The organism is Georgenia sp. X1117 (genome assembly GCF_057784635.1).
The window spans coordinates 868576-885870 of record NZ_CM173492.1 but is presented as its reverse complement, the minus strand read 5'-3'; the positions used below and the strand labels follow the sequence as shown (position 1 = coordinate 885870).

General features: G+C 72.0%; 21 protein-coding genes and 1 tRNA gene. 16 read left to right on the top strand and 6 right to left on the bottom strand.

What is annotated here, in order from left to right; all coding sequences use genetic code 11:
• Positions 1-38: 38 nt before the first annotated feature.
• The 4 genes from rsfS (at position 39) to AC3D3D_RS04020 (ending at position 2125) form a co-directional block, all read left to right on the top strand.
• Positions 39-440, top strand: coding sequence for a ribosome silencing factor (rsfS, locus tag AC3D3D_RS04035; protein WP_463660818.1), 402 nt, complete (start codon positions 39-41; stop codon positions 438-440).
• Positions 437-1183 carry a histidine phosphatase family protein gene (locus tag AC3D3D_RS04030; RefSeq protein ID WP_463660819.1) on the top strand — a complete coding sequence of 249 codons (747 nt, stop codon included), beginning with the start codon at positions 437-439 and terminating at the stop codon, positions 1181-1183. The genes rsfS and AC3D3D_RS04030 overlap by 4 nt, the downstream gene beginning before the upstream one ends.
• Before the next feature lie 137 nt (positions 1184-1320).
• Positions 1321-1393: transfer RNA gene (locus AC3D3D_RS04025), tRNA-Ala, on the top strand.
• A gap of 438 nt (positions 1394-1831) precedes the next feature.
• Entirely contained in the window at positions 1832-2125 is a 294-nt protein-coding gene (locus AC3D3D_RS04020; protein ID WP_463660820.1) for an antibiotic biosynthesis monooxygenase family protein, read from the top strand.
• A 16-nt stretch (positions 2126-2141) separates the two neighbouring features.
• On the opposite strand, the gene AC3D3D_RS04015 is transcribed toward AC3D3D_RS04020, so the two are convergent.
• The 4 genes from AC3D3D_RS04015 to AC3D3D_RS04000 are packed head-to-tail and all read right to left on the bottom strand — an operon-like array spanning position 2142 to position 4322.
• Positions 2142-2498: a hypothetical protein gene (locus AC3D3D_RS04015; RefSeq protein ID WP_463660821.1), complete on the bottom strand. Its 357-nt coding sequence runs from the start codon at positions 2496-2498 to the stop codon at positions 2142-2144.
• 44 nt (positions 2499-2542) lie between these two features.
• Positions 2543-3496 (bottom strand): aldo/keto reductase, encoded by a 954-nt coding sequence (locus tag AC3D3D_RS04010; RefSeq protein WP_463660822.1) that lies wholly within the window; start codon positions 3494-3496, stop codon positions 2543-2545.
• Positions 3497-3540: 44 nt separating this feature from the next.
• Positions 3541-3876, bottom strand: a complete 336-nt coding sequence (locus AC3D3D_RS04005) for a YchJ family protein (protein WP_463660823.1) — start codon at positions 3874-3876, stop codon at positions 3541-3543.
• A 35-nt stretch (positions 3877-3911) separates the two neighbouring features.
• Positions 3912-4322: a RidA family protein gene (locus tag AC3D3D_RS04000; protein ID WP_463660824.1), complete on the bottom strand. Its 411-nt coding sequence runs from the start codon at positions 4320-4322 to the stop codon at positions 3912-3914.
• Positions 4323-4448: 126 nt separating this feature from the next.
• Here AC3D3D_RS04000 and AC3D3D_RS03995 point away from each other — a divergent pair, with 126 nt between their 5' ends.
• Both AC3D3D_RS03995 and AC3D3D_RS03990 read left to right on the top strand, forming a co-directional pair.
• Positions 4449-5081 (top strand): ClpP family protease, encoded by a 633-nt coding sequence (locus AC3D3D_RS03995; RefSeq protein ID WP_463660825.1) that lies wholly within the window; start codon positions 4449-4451, stop codon positions 5079-5081.
• Positions 5078-5665, top strand: a complete 588-nt coding sequence (locus AC3D3D_RS03990; protein WP_463660826.1) for a ClpP family protease — start codon at positions 5078-5080, stop codon at positions 5663-5665. The genes AC3D3D_RS03995 and AC3D3D_RS03990 overlap by 4 nt, the downstream gene beginning before the upstream one ends.
• A 33-nt stretch (positions 5666-5698) precedes the next feature.
• Here the strand turns inward: AC3D3D_RS03990 and AC3D3D_RS03985 are convergent, their stop codons facing one another.
• Positions 5699-6100, bottom strand: coding sequence for a helix-turn-helix domain-containing protein (locus AC3D3D_RS03985; protein WP_463660827.1), 402 nt, complete (start codon positions 6098-6100; stop codon positions 5699-5701).
• 108 nt (positions 6101-6208) lie between these two features.
• The gene (locus AC3D3D_RS03980; RefSeq protein WP_463660828.1) at positions 6209-7282 is read right to left on the bottom strand and encodes an NADH:flavin oxidoreductase/NADH oxidase; all 1074 of its coding nucleotides are present in this window, start codon (positions 7280-7282) and stop codon (positions 6209-6211) included.
• A gap of 188 nt (positions 7283-7470) precedes the next feature.
• Here AC3D3D_RS03980 and AC3D3D_RS03975 point away from each other — a divergent pair, with 188 nt between their 5' ends.
• The 10 genes from AC3D3D_RS03975 (at position 7471) to AC3D3D_RS03930 (ending at position 17209) form a co-directional block, all read left to right on the top strand.
• Positions 7471-8163, top strand: coding sequence for a GOLPH3/VPS74 family protein (locus tag AC3D3D_RS03975; RefSeq protein ID WP_463660829.1), 693 nt, complete (start codon positions 7471-7473; stop codon positions 8161-8163).
• A 113-nt stretch (positions 8164-8276) separates the two neighbouring features.
• On the top strand, positions 8277-8747 hold the full coding sequence (locus tag AC3D3D_RS03970; RefSeq protein ID WP_463660830.1) for a hemerythrin domain-containing protein: 471 nt from the start codon (positions 8277-8279) through the stop codon (positions 8745-8747).
• Between the two features lie 202 nt (positions 8748-8949).
• Complete coding sequence (locus AC3D3D_RS03965) at positions 8950-9930, top strand: ABC transporter substrate-binding protein (protein WP_463660831.1); 981 nt, start codon at positions 8950-8952, stop codon at positions 9928-9930.
• Positions 9927-10763, top strand: a complete 837-nt coding sequence (locus AC3D3D_RS03960; RefSeq protein WP_463660832.1) for an ABC transporter permease — start codon at positions 9927-9929, stop codon at positions 10761-10763. Before AC3D3D_RS03965 ends, AC3D3D_RS03960 begins: the two co-directional genes overlap by 4 nt.
• Positions 10764-10800: 37 nt before the next feature.
• Positions 10801-11574 (top strand): ABC transporter ATP-binding protein, encoded by a 774-nt coding sequence (locus AC3D3D_RS03955; RefSeq protein WP_463660833.1) that lies wholly within the window; start codon positions 10801-10803, stop codon positions 11572-11574.
• Entirely contained in the window at positions 11571-12377 is an 807-nt protein-coding gene (locus tag AC3D3D_RS03950) for an ABC transporter permease (protein ID WP_463660834.1), read from the top strand. Before AC3D3D_RS03955 ends, AC3D3D_RS03950 begins: the two co-directional genes overlap by 4 nt.
• On the top strand, positions 12365-13939 hold the full coding sequence (locus AC3D3D_RS03945; protein WP_463660835.1) for a fumarylacetoacetate hydrolase family protein: 1575 nt from the start codon (positions 12365-12367) through the stop codon (positions 13937-13939). The genes AC3D3D_RS03950 and AC3D3D_RS03945 overlap by 13 nt, the downstream gene beginning before the upstream one ends.
• Entirely contained in the window at positions 13936-14886 is a 951-nt protein-coding gene (dapA, locus tag AC3D3D_RS03940; protein ID WP_463660836.1) for a 4-hydroxy-tetrahydrodipicolinate synthase, read from the top strand. Before AC3D3D_RS03945 ends, dapA begins: the two co-directional genes overlap by 4 nt.
• A gap of 65 nt (positions 14887-14951) precedes the next feature.
• Positions 14952-16421 carry a 5-carboxymethyl-2-hydroxymuconate semialdehyde dehydrogenase gene (gene hpaE, locus AC3D3D_RS03935; RefSeq protein ID WP_463661059.1) on the top strand — a complete coding sequence of 490 codons (1470 nt, stop codon included), beginning with the start codon at positions 14952-14954 and terminating at the stop codon, positions 16419-16421.
• 101 nt (positions 16422-16522) lie between these two features.
• A complete protein-coding gene (locus AC3D3D_RS03930; RefSeq protein ID WP_463660837.1) occupies positions 16523-17209 on the top strand; it encodes a GntR family transcriptional regulator in 687 nt (228 codons plus the stop codon).
• Positions 17210-17295 lie beyond the last annotated feature (86 nt).

Below are 17295 nucleotides of genomic sequence, written 5' to 3'. Positions count from 1 at the left end.
TAGGATCGGGGCCACCTGTTCCCTGACCGAGGAGTTCTGTGGCCGCCGACGAGCGATCCCGCCACCTGGCGAACGTGGCCGCACGCGCGGCCGCTGCGAAGAAGGCGGAGGAGATCATCGCGCTCGACGTCTCCGAACGCCTCGTCCTCACCGATGTCTTCCTCGTCGCTTCCGGCTCGAACGAGCGCCAGGTGCGCTCGATCGTCGACGCCGTCGAGGAGGCGCTGGCCGCCGAGGGCGCCAAGCCGGTGCGCACCGAGGGACTGACCGAGTCCCGCTGGGTGCTCGTGGACTACAACGACGTCATCGTGCACGTCCAGCACGCCGAGGACCGCGAGTTCTACGCGCTCGAGCGGCTGTGGCGCGACTGCCCGGTCGTCGACCTCGACCTCGCGGGCGTTGTCGTCGACGACGCCCCGGCGACGGGGGCCGGCGCGTGACCGCTCGCGCGATCGTGCTGCTGCGGCATGGGCAGACCGACTACAACAAGGCCTTCCGCATGCAGGGCCAGATCGACATCCCGCTCAACGAGACGGGGCGCGAGCAGGCGCGCCGCGCCGCCGAGGTGCTCGCCGAGGTCGACTTCAGCCGGATCGTCGCCTCGGACCTGTCCCGCGCCGCCGAGACCGCCCGGTGCCTCGGGGAGGCCACGGGGATCGACGTCGAGATCGACCAGCGGCTGCGCGAGCGCGGCTTCGGCGACTGGGAGGGGCACACCCGCGAGGAGCTCGAGGCCAGCCACCCGGCCGAGTACGAGGTCTGGCGCGGCGGCGGCGACCCGGTGGGCGTCGGCGTCGAGACCCGCGAGGACGCGGCCGCCCGCATGGCCGAGGTCATCACCGAGGTCGGTGCGGCGGCCGAGGACGGCGAGGTGGTCGCCCTCGTCGCCCACGGCGCGATCATCACCCTCGGCGTCGGCGCGGTCCTCGGCCTGGGTGCCCAGTGGTACGGGTTCGGCGGCATGGGCAACTGCCACTGGTCGGTGCTCGCCCAGAACCCCGGGCGTGAGCCCGACTGGCGGCTCGGCGTGCACAACGTCGGCGTCGACCTCGTGCCGCGCCCGCACGTGAGCACGTTCGAGAAGCCGGCCGGTGGCTCTGCCGGACGCGAGGACGACCAGCAGGTCACCGGCGCCTCGGGGCGGATGAGCCACGCCGACCGCACCGGGGTGCCCGAGCGCTGAGGCCGGGCACGCCGTCGGCCGCGGTGGTCCTGTGCCGCCCCCCGGCGGCGTGCGCGGGATCACGTGCGGAAGAGGCCGTCGGGATTGGATCGGGACGGCGGGCGTGACATAGACTCGTCCTCGCCCTTCGGGGCCCCGGGGCTATGGCGCAGTTGGTAGCGCGCTTCCATGGCATGGAAGAGGTCGGGGGTTCGAATCCCCCTAGCTCCACAGTGCGATGTCCCAGGACATCGTGAACGGCTGAACCCCCGGTTGTCGGGGGTTCAGCCGTTTTGTGGTGGATAGCCGTGGGCGAGGTCCAGGGTGCGTTCGGTGACCCACCCGCCGGCGCGCGTGGATCAGAGACCCGACGGCCGGTGACCGCGACGACGCGGGCGAGTAGGGTCGCCGGGACGGACGCCCACCCGGAGGTACCCGCACCGCTCAGCAGGCAGGCGGTCGAGGCCCCGACCCGGACGCCCGAGGACGCGTTCGCCGGCATGGTGGACATGCGCGTCGCGGCGATCGAGAGGATCCTCGAGGGGCGCTGGCGGCCGTGGGGTGCGCCGGGAGGGACCTTGGTCGCGGGCGCGGTCCGGCGGCGCTGCCTAGCCTGGCCCTGCCCACCCCGTCGGCCCGGCGGGGAGGCCCGAGCCGGAGGTGGAGCCCATGCCGTTCGTCAACATCACCGCACTGACCTTCCCGCCCGGGGCGGAGGCCGAGATCGAGCGGCGCTTCGCCGCGCGGCGTCGGACGGTCGACGAGCAGGCCGGATTCCTCGGCTTCGAGCTGCTGCGTCCGGTCGAGGGAGAGGAGCGGTACTTCGTCGTCACCCGCTGGCAGCGCCGCGAGGACTACGAGGCATGGTCGGCCGCCCGCCCGACCGGCGGCCACGAGGACGACCAGCGGCGCGGCATGGACGTCCAGGTGCTCGGATTCGAGGTGGTCCAGCAGGAGGGGTGACCGGCCCGGCCGGCTCTCAGCCCTCGACCGGTTCGCCCGTGCCCGCGTCGAGGACGTGCCAGCCGTCCTGGCGCCGCCGGTCGGCGAGGATGTCGAGCAGGTCGCCGGTCGGGCCGTTGACGACGACGAGGCGCACCTGGCCGCCGAAGACGGTGAAGCTGACGCTGTCGACCCCGTCGGGGAGGATCACGCCGGACCCCTCGTCCCGCCAGGACGGGTCCACGCCGCGGTCGAGCAGGGCCCGGTTGAACCGATCAGCCACCGCCTCGGGCGTGCCGAGCGGCGGGAAGTCGTCGGGATCACCGGTCTCGGCGAAGAGCCCAGGGTCGACGACGCCGTCGGGCGTGCGGAACACCAGCAGCATCGCGCTCATGGGGCGCAGCATAGGTCGAGGTGCGCGGCAGGGGCCGCCGGCCGCTACGGCACCGCGTGCCCGGCGGCGCGCACCAGCCCGTACCACTCGGGCCGCGTGAGCCGGAGGTCCGAGCCGGCGGCGGCCTCGAGAACCCGCGACGGCGTCGTCGTGCCGAGCACGACCTGCATGTCCGCAGGGTGACGCGTGATCCACGCGGTGGCGACCGCCGTCGGGGTGACGCCGTAGGCGTCCGCCAGCCGCGCCAGCTCGGAGTTGAGCTCCGGGTACCCCGGGTCGTCGAGGAAGACCCCGTCGAGGAAGCCCTTCTGGAACGGGGACCATGCCTGCAGGGTGATCCCCTCGAGGCGCGCGTGGTCGAGCACGCCGCCACCGTCGCGGGTGACCGCGTCCGCCTCGCCCATCATGTTCGACGCCATGCCCTGCGTGACGATCGTCGAGTGGGTGAGCGAGAGCTGGACCTGGTTGACCAGGATCGGCTGGCGCACCGCGGTGCGCAGGAGGTCGATCTGGCGCGGGGTGTGGTTGGAGACGCCGAAGGCGCGCACCTTGCCGGCGGCCTCGAGCTCGTCGAAGGCTCGGGCGACCTCCTCGGGCTCGACGAGCGCGTCGGGGCGGTGCAGGAGGAGGACGTCGATGCGGTCGGTGCGCAGCGCCCGCAGCGACTCCTCCGCGGTGGCCACGATGTGCTCGTAGGAGGAGTCGTAGTGCAGGTGCTCGCCCGGCACGATCCCGGTCTTCGTCTGCAGCACGACCTCGTCGCGCTCGGCCGGGCTCAGGCTCAGTGCCTCGGCGAAGCGCTCCTCGCACAGGTGGCGGTGGCCCCCGGGCGCGCCGGCGCCGTAGAGGTCGGCGTGGTCGAAGACGTCGACCCCGGCCTCCCGGGCGGTCGTGTACAGCTCGCGGATCTCCTCGTCCGAGCGGTCGACGATCCGCATCATCCCCGCGACGATGTTCGACCGGTGCTGCCCGGTCCGGCCCAGCTCGACGGTACGCATGGGTCGATCCTGCCTCACGGGTGGGGGCGTCGCAGGGGGCGGGATCAGCGGCGGCCCTCGCCGTCGAGGTAGTACCAGCGCCCCGCCTCGCGGCGGAATCTCGAGTGTTCGTGCTGCACGCCGACGCCACCGCCGGGCAGCCGGTAGGTCGCCCGGAACTCGACGACCCCCTCGGAGTCGTCCGACCCGCCGCCCACGGTGTCGACGATCTGCAGGCCGCGCCAGTCGGGGTTGTCGCTCAGGTCGAGATCGGCGGGTCGGGTCGTGGGGTGCCAGGAGGCGAGCAGCCAGGCGGCGTCGCCGTCGCGGAAGGCGGCGAAGCGGGAGCGCATGAGTGCCTCGGCGCTCGCCGGCCAGGGGTGCTCGTCATGGTCGTCCATCGAAGCGATCATCCCTTGCTGCGCTTCCTGCCGCTTCACTCCTCGATGACGGCGGCCACCGCCTCTACCTCGACGAGCTGGTCGTCGTAGCCCAGCACCGTCACGCCGAGCAGCGTGGAGGGCACGTCGTGCTCGCCGAAGACGTCGCGCACGACCTCCCAGGCGGCCACGAGGTCGGCCTGGTCCGCCGACGCCACGAGGACCCGGGTGCTGATGACGTCCTCGATGCCGGCGCCGGCCGCTTCGAGGGCGGTGCGCATGTTCGCCACGCACAGGGCGGCCTGGCCGGCCACGTCGCCGACGGCGCCGGTGGACCCGTCGGGCAGCAGCGGGCAGGACCCGGCGAGGAAGATCATCCGCGCCCCGGCGGTGGCGGTGGCGGCGTAGGCGTACTCGGCGGCGTCGGAGAGCTGGGCGGAACGGATGAGGGTCACGGCGGAGGTCATGCACCCAGGCTGACAGGTTCGACGTCGGCGAAGCGCTGACGACGCCCGGGGCAGCGCTGCCGTGAGCAGTGCTGCCACCGGCAGATCCGGGCGACCGCGCGGTGCATGGGAGCGCAGGCTGGCCGCATGACCGAGGAGAACCGACCACCCATCTTCGACACCGACGCCCGTCGGGCCCTGTTCGAGCGGCGCGTGCTCGTGCTCGATGGCGTCCTGGACGACGACAACGGCACTCTGCTGGCCACCCAGCTCGTCGCCCTGTCCGCTGCCGATCCCGAGGCCGACGTCGCGCTGTGGATCCACTCGCCCGGCGGATCGGTACCGGCGATGCTGGCCATCCGCGACGTCATGCGACTCATCCCCAACGAGGTCGCCACGCTCGCGCTCGGCCTGGCGTGCAGCGCCGGACAGTTCCTGCTCTCGGCCGGCACCCCCGGGCGCAGGCTGGCGCTCCCGCACGCGCGGATCCTCATGCACCAGGGCTCGGCCGGCATCGGCGGCTCGGCGGTTGACATCGAGCTCCAGGCCGACGACCTGCGGCACAGCCGAGACACGGTGCTCGGCCTCATCGCGCAGGACACGGGGCAGGCCGTGGACCGGGTCGTCGAGGACTCGCTGCACGACCACTGGTTCACCGCCGAGGAGGCCCGCGACTACGGGTTCGTCGACGCCGTCGTCACCAGCTTCGAGCAGATCCGGCCACGAGACCGGGTGGCCGCCGGCTTCACCGCGACGGCCGCGACAGGAGGTGCCCGATGAGCAGCTACACGGTGCCCAACGTCATCGCCCAGCACCCACGCGGCGAGCGGATCATGGACGTCTACTCCCACCTGCTCACCGAGCGGATCATCTACCTCGGCACGGGCATCGACGCCGGCGTGGCCAACACGCTCGTCGCCCAGCTCCTCCACCTCGAGTCCGACCGGCCCGAGGCGGACATCGACCTCTACGTCAACTGCGAGGGCGGCGATCCCAGCGCGATGCTCGCGATCTACGACGCCATGCAGTACATCCGGCCCGCCGTGGCGACGACCTGCGTGGGTCAGGCCTTCGGCGTGGGTGCCGTGCTGGTCGCCGCGGGTGCCGCAGGACGGCGCGCCGCGCTCCCGCACGCCCGCATCGTGCTCCACCAGCCCGCCGCGCAGGGCCGGGGGAGCATCCCCGACCTCATCCTCCAGGCCGACGAGGTCGTGCGGCTGCGGGCCGACATCGAGGGGGTGCTCGCCCACCACACCGGCCAGGACGTGGAGCGGCTGCGCGCCGACACCGACCGGGACCGGGTGTTCACCGCCGAGGGCGCCCGCGAGTACGGGCTCGTCGACCGGGTCCTGCGGGACCGCTGAGGGCGGCGGTCGCGGCGGCGCTCCGGGCGCTCGTCAGGCCGCGAGCAGGAACGCTGCGCAGGCCAAGGGGGCCGCCGGGGCGGCGGGGTGCGCGGGACCGAGCGCGCGGACCTCGCCCACCGCGCCCAGCTGCTCGGCCACCGAGCGGGTGAGGTCGAGGAGGGTGAGGTCGAGCGCCGAGGAGATCGCCGCGACCATCTCGCTCGAGGGCTCCTTGCGGCCCCGCTCGACCTCCGAGAGGTACTGCGGCGAGACCCCCGCACGCTCGGCGACGTCGGTCAGTCGCTCCCCGCGTGTGTGGCGCTCCTCGCGCAGGCGCCCGCCGACCAGGTGGCGCCACAGCGGCTCGGGCCGGTCCCGCCCGGCGTCGCGGACCGGGACCGGCCCCGTGTCGGTGGCGGCCGTGGCGGTCGTCGACGCTGCGTTGCTCGTCATGCACCGAGCGTAGGGCGGCCGGGCCCGGACGGTCGCGTCGATCTGCTCTCGGCAGATCCGGACGGGGTCGATACCGGGTGGTCGGACCGGGGCGCGTGGGCCGGACGTCTACCGGTACGCGCGCTCGTAGGCGCCGGGTACGGGTGCCTCGGCGCCGAGCCCACGAGCCGCCCGCAGGGGAAGGTGCGCGTCGCGCAGCAGCGCGCGCGCCATGAGCACGACGTCCGTCTGGCCGGTGGCGATGACGTGCTCGGCCTGCACGGCCTCGGTGATCAGACCGACCGCGCCGGTGGGGATCCCGGCGCGCTCCCGGACCGCGGCGGCGAAGGGCACCTGGTAGCCCGGTCCGACCTCGATCGACGCCGGGACGTTGCCCGCGGTGGAGACGTCGACGAGGTCCACGCCGTGCTCCTTGAGCCAGGTCGCGACCTGGACGGTGTCCTCGGTCGTCAGCCCGCCCTCGGTCCAGTCGGTGGCCGAGAGCCGCATGAGCAGCGGGGTCGCGTCGCCCACCTCGGCGCGCACGGCGTCGACCACCTCGAGGAGGAACCGCGCCCGGTTCACGAGCGAGCCGCCGTAGTCGTCGGACCGGTCGTTGCTCAGCGGGGAGAGGAACTGGTGCAGCAGGTAGCCGTGGGCGCCGTGGATCTCCAGGACGTCGAACCCCGCGTCGACGGCGCGCCGGGCGGCAGCGGCGAAGGCGCGCACGATCCCCTCGATGCCGGGTTGGTCGAGCGCGCGCGGGGCGGCGAGGCCCGGGTAGGCCGTGGTCGAGGGGCCCACCGTCGGCCAGCCACCGTCGTCGAGCGGGCGCGAGCCGCGGTGCTCGGTGCCCCAGGCCGGGTACGTCGAGCCCTTGCGGCCCGCGTGCGCGAGCTGGATGCCGGCCAGGGCGCCGCGCTCGTGCATGAAGTCCACGATCGGCGTGAGCGCGTCACGCTGGAAGTCGTCCCACAGACCGAGGTCCTCCGCCGAGATGCGTCCCTCGGGGGTGACCGCGGTGGCCTCGGCGATGACCACGCCCGCCCCGCCACGGGCGAGGGAGCCGAGGTGGACGAGGTGCCAGTCGGTGGCCACGCCGTCGTGGGCGTGGACGGCGTACTGGCACATCGGCGCGCCCCACAGGCGGTTGCGGGCGGTGACGCCCCGCAGCTTGAGGGGGTCGAAGAGGTGGTGCGGCACTGCTGCTCCTTGTCCGTGGTGCGTGAGACCGGGGCCCTGGGTCCGGCGCCCGGGAGGGCCAACCCGGCCCGGCCGGGTCGTGTTCCCGTCGGTGGCGCGCGCCCGACTACCGTGACGCTCGTACGTCGTGGGTACCGGCACAGCCGCTACCGTCGACGGCCCCGCCGGCCCGACGAGAGGACACCGCCATGACCGCGCCCACCACCTCCGACGACCTCGTCGTCGAGGACCTGCTCCTCGTGCTGTTCGACCCTGCGAACGGGGTCCTCCGTGGCGAGGGGCAGCGCCTCTTCCACGCCCTGGCGGGAGCCCTGCTCGTCGACCTCGCCGAGCACGGCGTCGTCGGCCCGGACGACGCCGAGGTCCGCGGCCCCGTCCGCGCCCTGACCGGTGACGCGCCCGACGACGAGCTGCTGCGGCTGGGTTGGGAGCTCGTCGCCGCTGGTCCGCGGGACGTGCAGACCGTCGTGCACCAGATCGGTCCGCGGCTGCGCGGACCGGTCATCGACCGGCTCGTCGCCCGCGGTCACCTCACCAGCGAGCGCCGCAAGATCCTCGGCCTGATGCCCTCGACCCGGATCGGCCTGGGCGCCACCGGGCGGCGCGAGCAGCTCCTCGCCGACGTCCGCGGCCTGCTCGTGGACGGCACGCCCGCCGGCGAGCACGCGCGGTCGGTGGCCGCACTCCTCTTCGCCTCCGGCAGCGCGCCGTTCATGCACCCCGAGATCCCATGGTCGGGAACTGTCCACGCCCACGGCACCGCGCTGATGGAGAGCAGCCGCGGCGCGGCCGCCACCGCCGACGCCGTGCACCAGATGATCGCCGCCCTCGTGGCCTCGTCCGTGTTCGTCTCCCTCGGGGGCGCGGCCGCCCGGGAGTGACCACCGGTACCCTGGTACGAGCGTCGCGTGCCGGTGGCAGACCGTGTCAGGCATGGAGGCGCCGGATGTACGAAGGAGACCGACGATGACCACGTCGTCACCTTCGCCCTCACGTGACTGAGGGCGAGAGGAACAGGCTCGTCGCCTGGGCCACCGAGCTGCGTGCCGTCCACGACCGGCTGCGTGAGGCGCTACGCCTGACCCGCGATGCGCTCGCCGACGGCACGCCTGCCGAACCTGCCGCGCGGGAGCTGCTGCTCTTCTGCCACGGGTTCTGCGTGGCGCTGACCGCGCACCATCGGGGCGAGGACCGCGAGCTCTTCCCCGCGATCGCTGCCACGCACCCCGAGCTCCGCGACACCCTGCGCGCGCTCGAGCAGGACCACTCGATGATCGGCCACCTCCTGGCCGGGTTGCAGGCCGCGGTGGACCGGACGGCACCGCCCGACGAGCTGGACGGGCATCTCGAGGGCGTCGCGGCGATCATGGAGAGTCACTTCCGCTACGAGGAGCGCGCGCTCAGGCGCGTGCTGGGGACGTTGCGCCTCGACGCCGACCCGGGCTCGGTGCTCGGACCCCTGTGACCCGGGACGAGCGGAGCCGCTGAGGCGTGGTGGTGGTCGGCCCCCTCAGGGGTGTGGTGCCTGCCGCTGCCGGGCGCCGAGAATCAGCACGGCCTTGACGTCGATCAAAGATCGTATATGATCTCGTCTACAGTATGATCGTGCGTCGAGTCAGCCGACCGGCGGACGACCTGCGGGACCACAACAAAGGAGTTGAGCCGCCATGGCATCCACGCGCGTACCTACCGCAGCAGTCCTTGTCGCCGTCGGCGCCCTCGCCCTCGCCGCATGCGGCGGTGGGGACGGGGACGAAGGGGACTCGCAGTCCATCACCCTGGGCTTCCCGGGCACCATCGGCCCTACCGACGCCCCGATCATCGCGGCGCTCGACGCGCTTGCCGAGGACGGGTGGGACACCGACTACATCGAGTTCGACTCGCCGGACGTCCAGACCCAGGCCCTGATGGGCGGCGACATCAACGTCGCATCGATGGGTCCCGCCACGGTGATGGCCGCGGACGAGGGAGGTGCTGAGCTGACCATGGTCGGCAACAACAACATCCTCGACTACCTCATCGTCGGGGCAGCCGACGTCGAGACCTGTGCCGACCTCGACGGCAGGACCGTCGCCTACCACTCCGAGGGGTCGACCAGCACGGCGCACCTGCGTCGCTACCTCGCGGACACCTGCCCGGAGGCAGAGCCCGAGTTCGTCGTCATCTCCGGCTCCGGCAACCGCGTCACCGCGCTGCTGGACGGGCAGATCGACGGGACCATCGTCAGGGTCGAGGACTGGATGTCGGTCGAGGCCGACGAGAGCGTCGCCCACGTCATCGACAACCTGGTCGAGACCCAGGCCGACCTGCTGACCCAGACCATCGTCGTCGACGGCGGGTCCGAGGGGAGCAGCAGCGAGGCCGCCGCAGCTCTCCTGGCCGCGCTGGACGAACAGTTCGCCCTGGTGAACGAGGACCCGGCGGCCTACGCCGAGACGGCTGCCGAGATCCTTAGCACCGACGCCGCAGAAGTCCAGGTCGTCCTCGAGGCGCTCGTCGAGAACGGCACGTTCCCCGAGTCCTCGGCACTCGACGAGTCCAGCGTGGAGGCGACGATCGGCTTCTACCGGGACGCGGAGGTCATCGGCGACGAGCTCACGGCGGACACCGTCGCCGACCTCTCCGTCGCCGGAGGAGGCGACCAGTGACCGCCGCGGCCGCCAATGTGGAGCGCGCCACCGGCCGCTCCCTCGTCGACCTGCCGTCGACCCCCAGGGTCACCCTCCGGCAGAAGCTGACCCGGACCCAGTCCTGGGGCGTGCGGCTGACCACCATCGTCGTCTTCGCACTCGTCTGGGAGATCGGCGCACGGCTCACCGACTCACTCCTCATGCCGACCTTCCTCGAAGCCATGGCGGCGCTCTGGGAGATCGCCTTCGTCACCGGCGAGATGTGGCCGGCGCTTGCTCGGTCGAACGTCGCGCTCCTCATCGGCTACCCCATCGCCGTCGTCATCGCCGTGCCTCTCGGCCTCGCGATGGCCCGGTGGAAGGGGGTGGACCGGGCCTTCGGACCCATCACGGCCGTGAGCCTGTCGCTGCCGATCGCGCCCCTCATCCCGGTCGTCCTGGTGGCGATGGGCCTCGGGCTCACCCCGCGCGTGTTCATCATCGTGCTGTTTAGCTGGGTCTTCATCACCACCAACGTCCGGGCGGGCGTGCGGGCCGTCGACCAGACCCTGGTCGAGATGGCCGGCTCCTACGGCGCCTCCGAGTCGCAGCTGTGGCGTCGGGTCCTCGTCCCGGGAGCCTTCCCGGCGATCATGACCGGCCTGCGCACCGGGCTCGGGCGGGCGTTCGCGGGAATGATCATCGTCGAGCTGATCATGCTCCCCATCGGCATCGGCTCGCTGATGCTCGACTACCGGGGCTTCTTCCAGGCGGACAAGCTCTACGCCCTCACCATCGCCGTTGCCGTAGAAGGCATCGTGCTCGCTCTCATCATGCAGGCGTTCGAGCGCCGCGCCCAGCGCTGGAAGTGACGGCGCACCGCACTCTTCCTCGCCCCAGGAGGCCGAAATGATCACCATCGAGAACGTCAACCACCGCTACGTCAGCGAGGGGCGCGGCGAGACCGTCGCCCTCAAGGACGTCAACCTCACCATCGACGACAACGAGTTCATCACCGTCATCGGCCCCTCGGGCTGCGGCAAGACCACCCTCATGCGTGCGGTCGGCGGACTCGTCCTGCCCACCGAGGGCGATGTCGCCATCGACGGCGCACGGGTGACCGGACCGCACCAGAAGTCGGCCATCGTCTTCCAGAACTTCGCCCTGCTGCCCTGGGAGACCGTCGAGAAGAACGTGGCCTTCGGCCTCGAGCTCGCCGGCATGGGCAAGGACGAGCGACTGGCCAAGGCGCGGACCTACATCGAGAAGGTCGGGCTCACCGGCTTCGAGGACAAGTACCCGCGTGAGCTCTCCGGCGGCATGCAGCAGCGGGTCGGACTCGCCCGCGCGCTCGCCGTGGAGAGCCCGATCCTGCTCATGGACGAACCCTTCGGTGCGCTCGACCAGCAGACCCGCCGGTACATGCAGGAGGAGCTGCTGGACATCTGGCAGCAGGACCGGCGCACCGTCATCTTCGTCACCCACGACATGGAGGAGGCGGTGCTCCTCGGGGACCGGATCGTGCTCATGTCCGCACGTCCGGGCAAGATCGAGGAGGTCATCGACGTCGACCTCCCGCGGCCGCGGTCGGCGGAGACCGCGGAGAACAGCCCTGAGCTCGTCCGACTCAAGGAGTACCTGTGGACGCGGCTCCGGGACATGCACGAGCAGGCCGCCGCATGACCGCCGTCGCCACCGCGAGCGAACCGACCACCCGTCGCGTGCGTGAGCCTCGGCTCCCGCGCACCGTGCGTCAGGGGTTCTCCACCTGGTCCGGCATCCTCGTCATCATCGCCGCCTGGGAACTCATCGGGCGCGTGTTCACGCTGCAGTGGCTCCCGCCGTTCACCGAGGTCGCGGTCCGTCTCGGCGAGCTGTTCGCCGACGGCGTCATCCAGCCGCACCTGGTCGCGAGCTTTCGGTCCCTGCTCATCGGCTTCGTCATCTCGTTGGTCGTCGGCCTCGGCGTCGGGATCCTCATGGGGCTCTCGTCCCGGATCTTCACCGCGCTCGACATCTACGTCAACGCGATGCTCTTCGTCCCCGCGTTGACGTTCGCGCCGATCCTGTTCGCCGCCTTCGGCCTGTCCGACATCACCCGCATCGCGGTCGTCATCCTGTACGCCGTCTTCATCATCATCATCAACACGGCGGCCGGCATCCGCGACGTCGACGACCCGCTCATCGACATGGCCGCGTCCTTCGGTGCCTCGCGGTGGAAGACGGTCGTCAAGGTCATCATCCCCTCCGCCGTCCCCCTGATCCTTGCCGGCATCCGCCTGGGGACCGGCCGGGCGGTGAAGGGGATGATCAACGGCGAGATGTTCATCGCGCTCATCGGGCTCGGCGGACTGGCCTCGCGCTTCGGCGACGAGAGCAACTTCCCGTCCGTCTGGGCGATGGCCGTCTTCATCATGATCATCGCGGTCATCCTCAACGAGCTCGTCAGCTGGGCAGAGAAGAGATTGACCTCGTGGTACGCCTGAGCAACCAGCACCCGGGCACGGACCCGATCACGACGACCGTCGGTCGACGGCCGGGCAAGGTCGTCGCGGTCCACGTCGCCTACGCGTCGCGCGCCGCCGAGCGTGGCCGCGCCCCCGACCACCCCTCGTACTTCCTCAAGGTGGCCTCGTCGCTGTGCGGCTCCGGCCGGGTCGAGCGCCTTGCCGGCACCGAGCTGCTCACCTTCGAGGGCGAGATCGCCCTGGTCATCGGTACGGCCGGCCGCGAGATCGCGCAGGACGACGCGTGGGCCCACGTGGGTTGGGTGACCGCGAGCAACGACCTGGGCCTGCAGGACCTCAAGTGGGCCGACCGCGGGTCGAACCTCCGGTCCAAGAGCGGCGACGGATACACCCCCGTCGGGCCGACACTCCTGGCGGCCCGCGACCTGGACCCGGCCAGGCTGACGGTGCGCACGTGGATCGACGGCGAGATCGTCCAGCAGGCCACGACCGACGAGCTCCTGTTCCCGTTCGCCCAGATCGTCTCCGACCTCAGCAGGACGATGACCCTCGAGGTGGGTGACGTCATCCTCACCGGCACCCCCGCCGGCGCCTCGGTCGCCCTCCCGGGGCAGCGGGTCGAGGTCGAGGTCCGCAGCGCCGACGACCCCGCACTGAGCACCGGACGCCTGACGACCGACGTGGTCGACGGACCGGCACTCACCGGCGGCGGAGCCCCGCCTCGCGTGGACGACGCCACCGTCGACGACGCCTGGGGAAGCTTCCGGGAGCGCCCCCCGGCCGCGGTGTCGGCCGCTGCCGACCCGGTGACGACGGCGTCCCATCCCGCCGCCGACGAGCGTTCGTGGCTCGACGACGACCGGCGCGACCGGCTCGCACGCCTCGCGGTGGCGACGATCTCGGCCCAGCTGCGCAGGCTGGGGCACCCGGACGCGAGCATCGACGGCGTCGCACCGTTGGTACCTGGCACGAAGCTGGTCGGCACCGCCAGGACGCTGAGGTATGTGCCGTTCCGGCCGGACCTCTTTGCCGCGCACGGGGGCGGGTACAACGCGCAGAAGCGCGCGATCGACTCCGTCGGGTCGGGTGAGGTCCTCGTGATGGACGCCCGCCAGGACGCCACCGCCGGCACGTTGGGCGACATCCTCGCGTTGCGGGCGCTGGCCGGAGGCGCGGCCGGGATCGTCACCGACGGTGCCGTCCGGGACGCCGTCGCGGTGGCCGAGACAGGGCTCCCCGTCATGTCCGCCGGGCGCCACCCCGCCGTCCTCGGCCGGAACCACGTGCCGTGGGAGACCGACGTGACCGTCGCCTGCGGAGGCACGACCGTGCAGGTGGGGGACGTCGTCGTCGGCGACGACGACGGTGCGGTCGTCATCCCTCCCGGCCTCCTTGACGAGGTGCTCAGCGCCGCCGAGGCGCAGGAGGCGCAGGAGGAGTACATCGCCGCGCAGGTACGCGACGGCCACCCCGTCGACGGTCTCTACCCGATGAACGAGACATGGAAGGCCCGGTACGCGACGTGGCGGGCGGAGAAGACGAGCGCGGAGCAGTCCGCGGCAAGGAGTGCAGAGCGATGAGCTTCCGTTCGAACCCGGCGTCGATCACGGGGTCGATCGCCCCGATCGTCACGCCGTTCGCCGAGGACGGCGCCGTCGACCACGCCAGCCTGAGGCGGCTGGTCGACTGGCAGATCGACTCCGGATCCACGGGCATCTCCATCGGTGGCTCCACCGGTGAGCCCTCGGCGCAGACCGTCAGCGAGCGGGCCGAGGCCCTGCGCACCGTCGGCGAGGCCATCGACGGACGTGTCCCGTTCCTCCCGGGGACCGGCAGCGCGAAGCTTGACGAGACCCTCGAGCTCACCTCGGCCGCCCGTGACGCCGGCGCCGACCTCGCGCTGGTCATCACTCCCTACTACGCGCGCCCCACCCAGGAGGCGCTCTACCAGTGGTACGCCAGCGTGTGTCGCGAGTTCCCCGACCTGCCCGTCGCCGCCTACAACGTCCCCGTGCGCACCGCGGTCGAGATGGCCCCCGAGACCATCGCCCGGCTCTTCCGCGACCTCGACAACTTCGTCGGGGTCAAGGAGACGACCAAGGACTTCGAGCACTTCTCGCGCGTCCGGCACGCCGCCGGACCCGAGATCCTCATGTGGTCGGGGATCGAGCTGCTGTGCCTGCCGCTGCTCGCGCTCGGCGGCCAGGGCTTCATCTCGGCGCTCGCCAACATCGCACCGGCCGCCGTGGCCGAGATGTACCGGGCCGCCGAGGCCGGCGACTGGGACCGAGCCCGCGAGATCCACTACGGGGTGCACCCGCTCGTCGACCTGCTCTTCGTCGAGACCAACCCGGCGCCGGCGAAGTGGCTGATGGCCGAACGCGGCCTCATCACCTCCGCACACGTGCGGGCCCCCCTCGTCGGGCTGTCCGAGGAGGGGCGCCGGACCGTGACCTCGCTCGCCGACCAGGCGAGCAGCTTCCTCACGCCGGCACCGGCCGCCGCCCACGTCCCCACCGCAGGTTGAGAGAGATCGAGATGACCACGCACGCAGAGCCCACCACCGCACCCGTAGCGGGACTCCCGCAGCACATGCCCGACCGCATCCGGCACTACATCGGCGGCAAGCACGTCGACTCCGTCTCCGGCGCGACCTTCGACGTCCTCGACCCGACGACGAACCGCGCCTACACGACGGCGGCCGCAGGGGACAAGGCCGACATCGACCGGGCTGTCGCCGCTGCCAAGGACGCCTTCGAGAACGGCCCGTGGGCCCGGATGAAGAACCGGGAGCGCCACCGCGTCCTGCACCGCATCGCCGACGCCGTGGAGGCGCGCGAGGACGAGCTGGCCGCCATGGAGTCCTTCGACACCGGGCTGCCCATCACTCAGGCACGGGGCCAGGCGCGACGGGCTGCGGAGAACTTCCGGTTCTTCGCCGACCTTGTCGTCGCCCAGCGGTCCGACGCCTACGAGGTGCCGGGCGGGCAGCTCAACTACGTCCACCGCCGTCCGGTCGGCGTCGCCGGCCTCATCACGCCGTGGAACACGCCGTTCATGCTCGAGTCGTGGAAGCTCGGCCCCGCGCTTGCCTCAGGCTGCTCGGTGGTGCTCAAGCCCGCCGAGTTCACCCCGCTCTCGGCCTCGCTCTGGGCCGGGATCATGGAGGAGGCCGGCCTGCCAGACGGCGTGTTCAACCTCGTCGGGGGCTTCGGGGAGACCGCGGGCGACGCCCTGGTCAAGCACCCCGACGTCCGTCTCATCTCCTTCACGGGCGAGTCGAGCACGGGCCAGACGATCTTCCGCAACTGCGCCGAGGGCCTCAAGGGCATGTCCATGGAGCTGGGCGGCAAGTCGCCGGCCATCGTCTTCGCCGATGCCGACCTCGAAGCGGCCCTCGACTCGACCCTGTTCGGTGTCTTCTCCCTCAACGGTGAGCGTTGCACTGCCGGCTCGCGCATCCTTGTCGAGCGGTCGCTGTACGAGGAGTTCGTGCGACGGTACGCCGAGCGGGCGGACGCCATCGTCGTCGGGCACCCCTCCGACCCGGGGACGGAGGTCGGTGCGCTCGTCCATCCCGAGCACTTCGAGAAGGTCTGGAGCTACGTCGAGGCCGGCGGGACCGAGGGGCGCCTCGTGGCCGGTGGGACGCGACCAGCCGGGCTCGAGGAGGGGAACTACCTTCGGCCCACCGTGTTCGCCGACGTCCCGGCCGACGCCTCGATCTTCCAGGAGGAGATCTTCGGGCCGGTCGTGGCGATCACCCCCTTCGACACGGAGGAGGAGGCGCTCGCGCTCGCCAACGGCGTCCGCTACGGACTGGCCGCCTACGTGTGGACGACCGACCTCGAGCGCGGGCACCGGTTCGCCCAGTCCGTCGAGTCGGGCATGGTCTGGATCAACTCCCACAACGTCCGTGACCTCCGCACGCCCTTCGGCGGGGTCAAGGCCTCCGGGCTCGGGCAGGAGGGCGGCTACCGCTCCCTCGACTTCTACACCGAGCAGCAGGCGGTGCACGTCTCGCTCGGCCCGGTGCACACCGCCCGCTTTGGGGCACGCTGAACCGGTCGCCGGGTCGGGCCATGAGCTGCGGGCTCGCGCGCCGCGTCTCCCGGCCCGGCGACGTGCGACGACTAGACTCCAGTGTCACGCGAGAGGACGAGATGACCAGCGACACCAGTGCTGCTGCCGAGCCGCGGGCCCTGTCGAAGTCCGAGCGTGTCTACACCGAGCTGTCCCAGCGGATCCTCGACGGCACGTACACGCCCGGATATCGGCTCGTCCTCAGCCAGGTCGCCGAGAGCTTCGGCACCTCCGCGCTGCCCGTGCGCGAGGCCGTGCGCAGGCTCGAGGCCGAGGGGCTGGTGACCTACCGCCGCAACATCGGGGCGGAGGTCGCCGGGATCGACCCGGTCGACTACGCCGATGTCATGCAGGCCATGGCGCTGCTGGAGGGGTACGCGACGGCTCTTGCCGCGCGCCACCTCGGTCCGGACGAGATCGCGCGGGCCGCCGAGATCAACGAGCAGCTGCGGCGGATGCGGGGCGAGGACTTCGACCCGGTCCGTTTCACCCGGCTCAACCAGGAGTTTCACACCGTCCTGTGCGCGCCGTGCCCGAACGCGCACCTGCTGGACATGCTCTCGCGCGAGCAGGAGCGGATGGCGGCCATCCGCCGGTCGAGCTTCAGCTACGTCCCCGGGCGCGCGCGCACCTCGGTCGAGGAGCACGACGAGATCCTGCGGCTCGTCGCCGCCGAGGAGATCGACGTCGCGGCCCTTGAGAGCGTCGCCCGCGCCCACAAGCTCCACACCCTCGAGCAGTTCCTCGCGCGCACCGCGAAGGACTGACCCCGGCCGACGGCGGGGCGAGAACTCCTACGCCGCGAGCCCCAGCAGTACCCCATCGGGGCCTGTACGCGCGCGGACGGACCTCG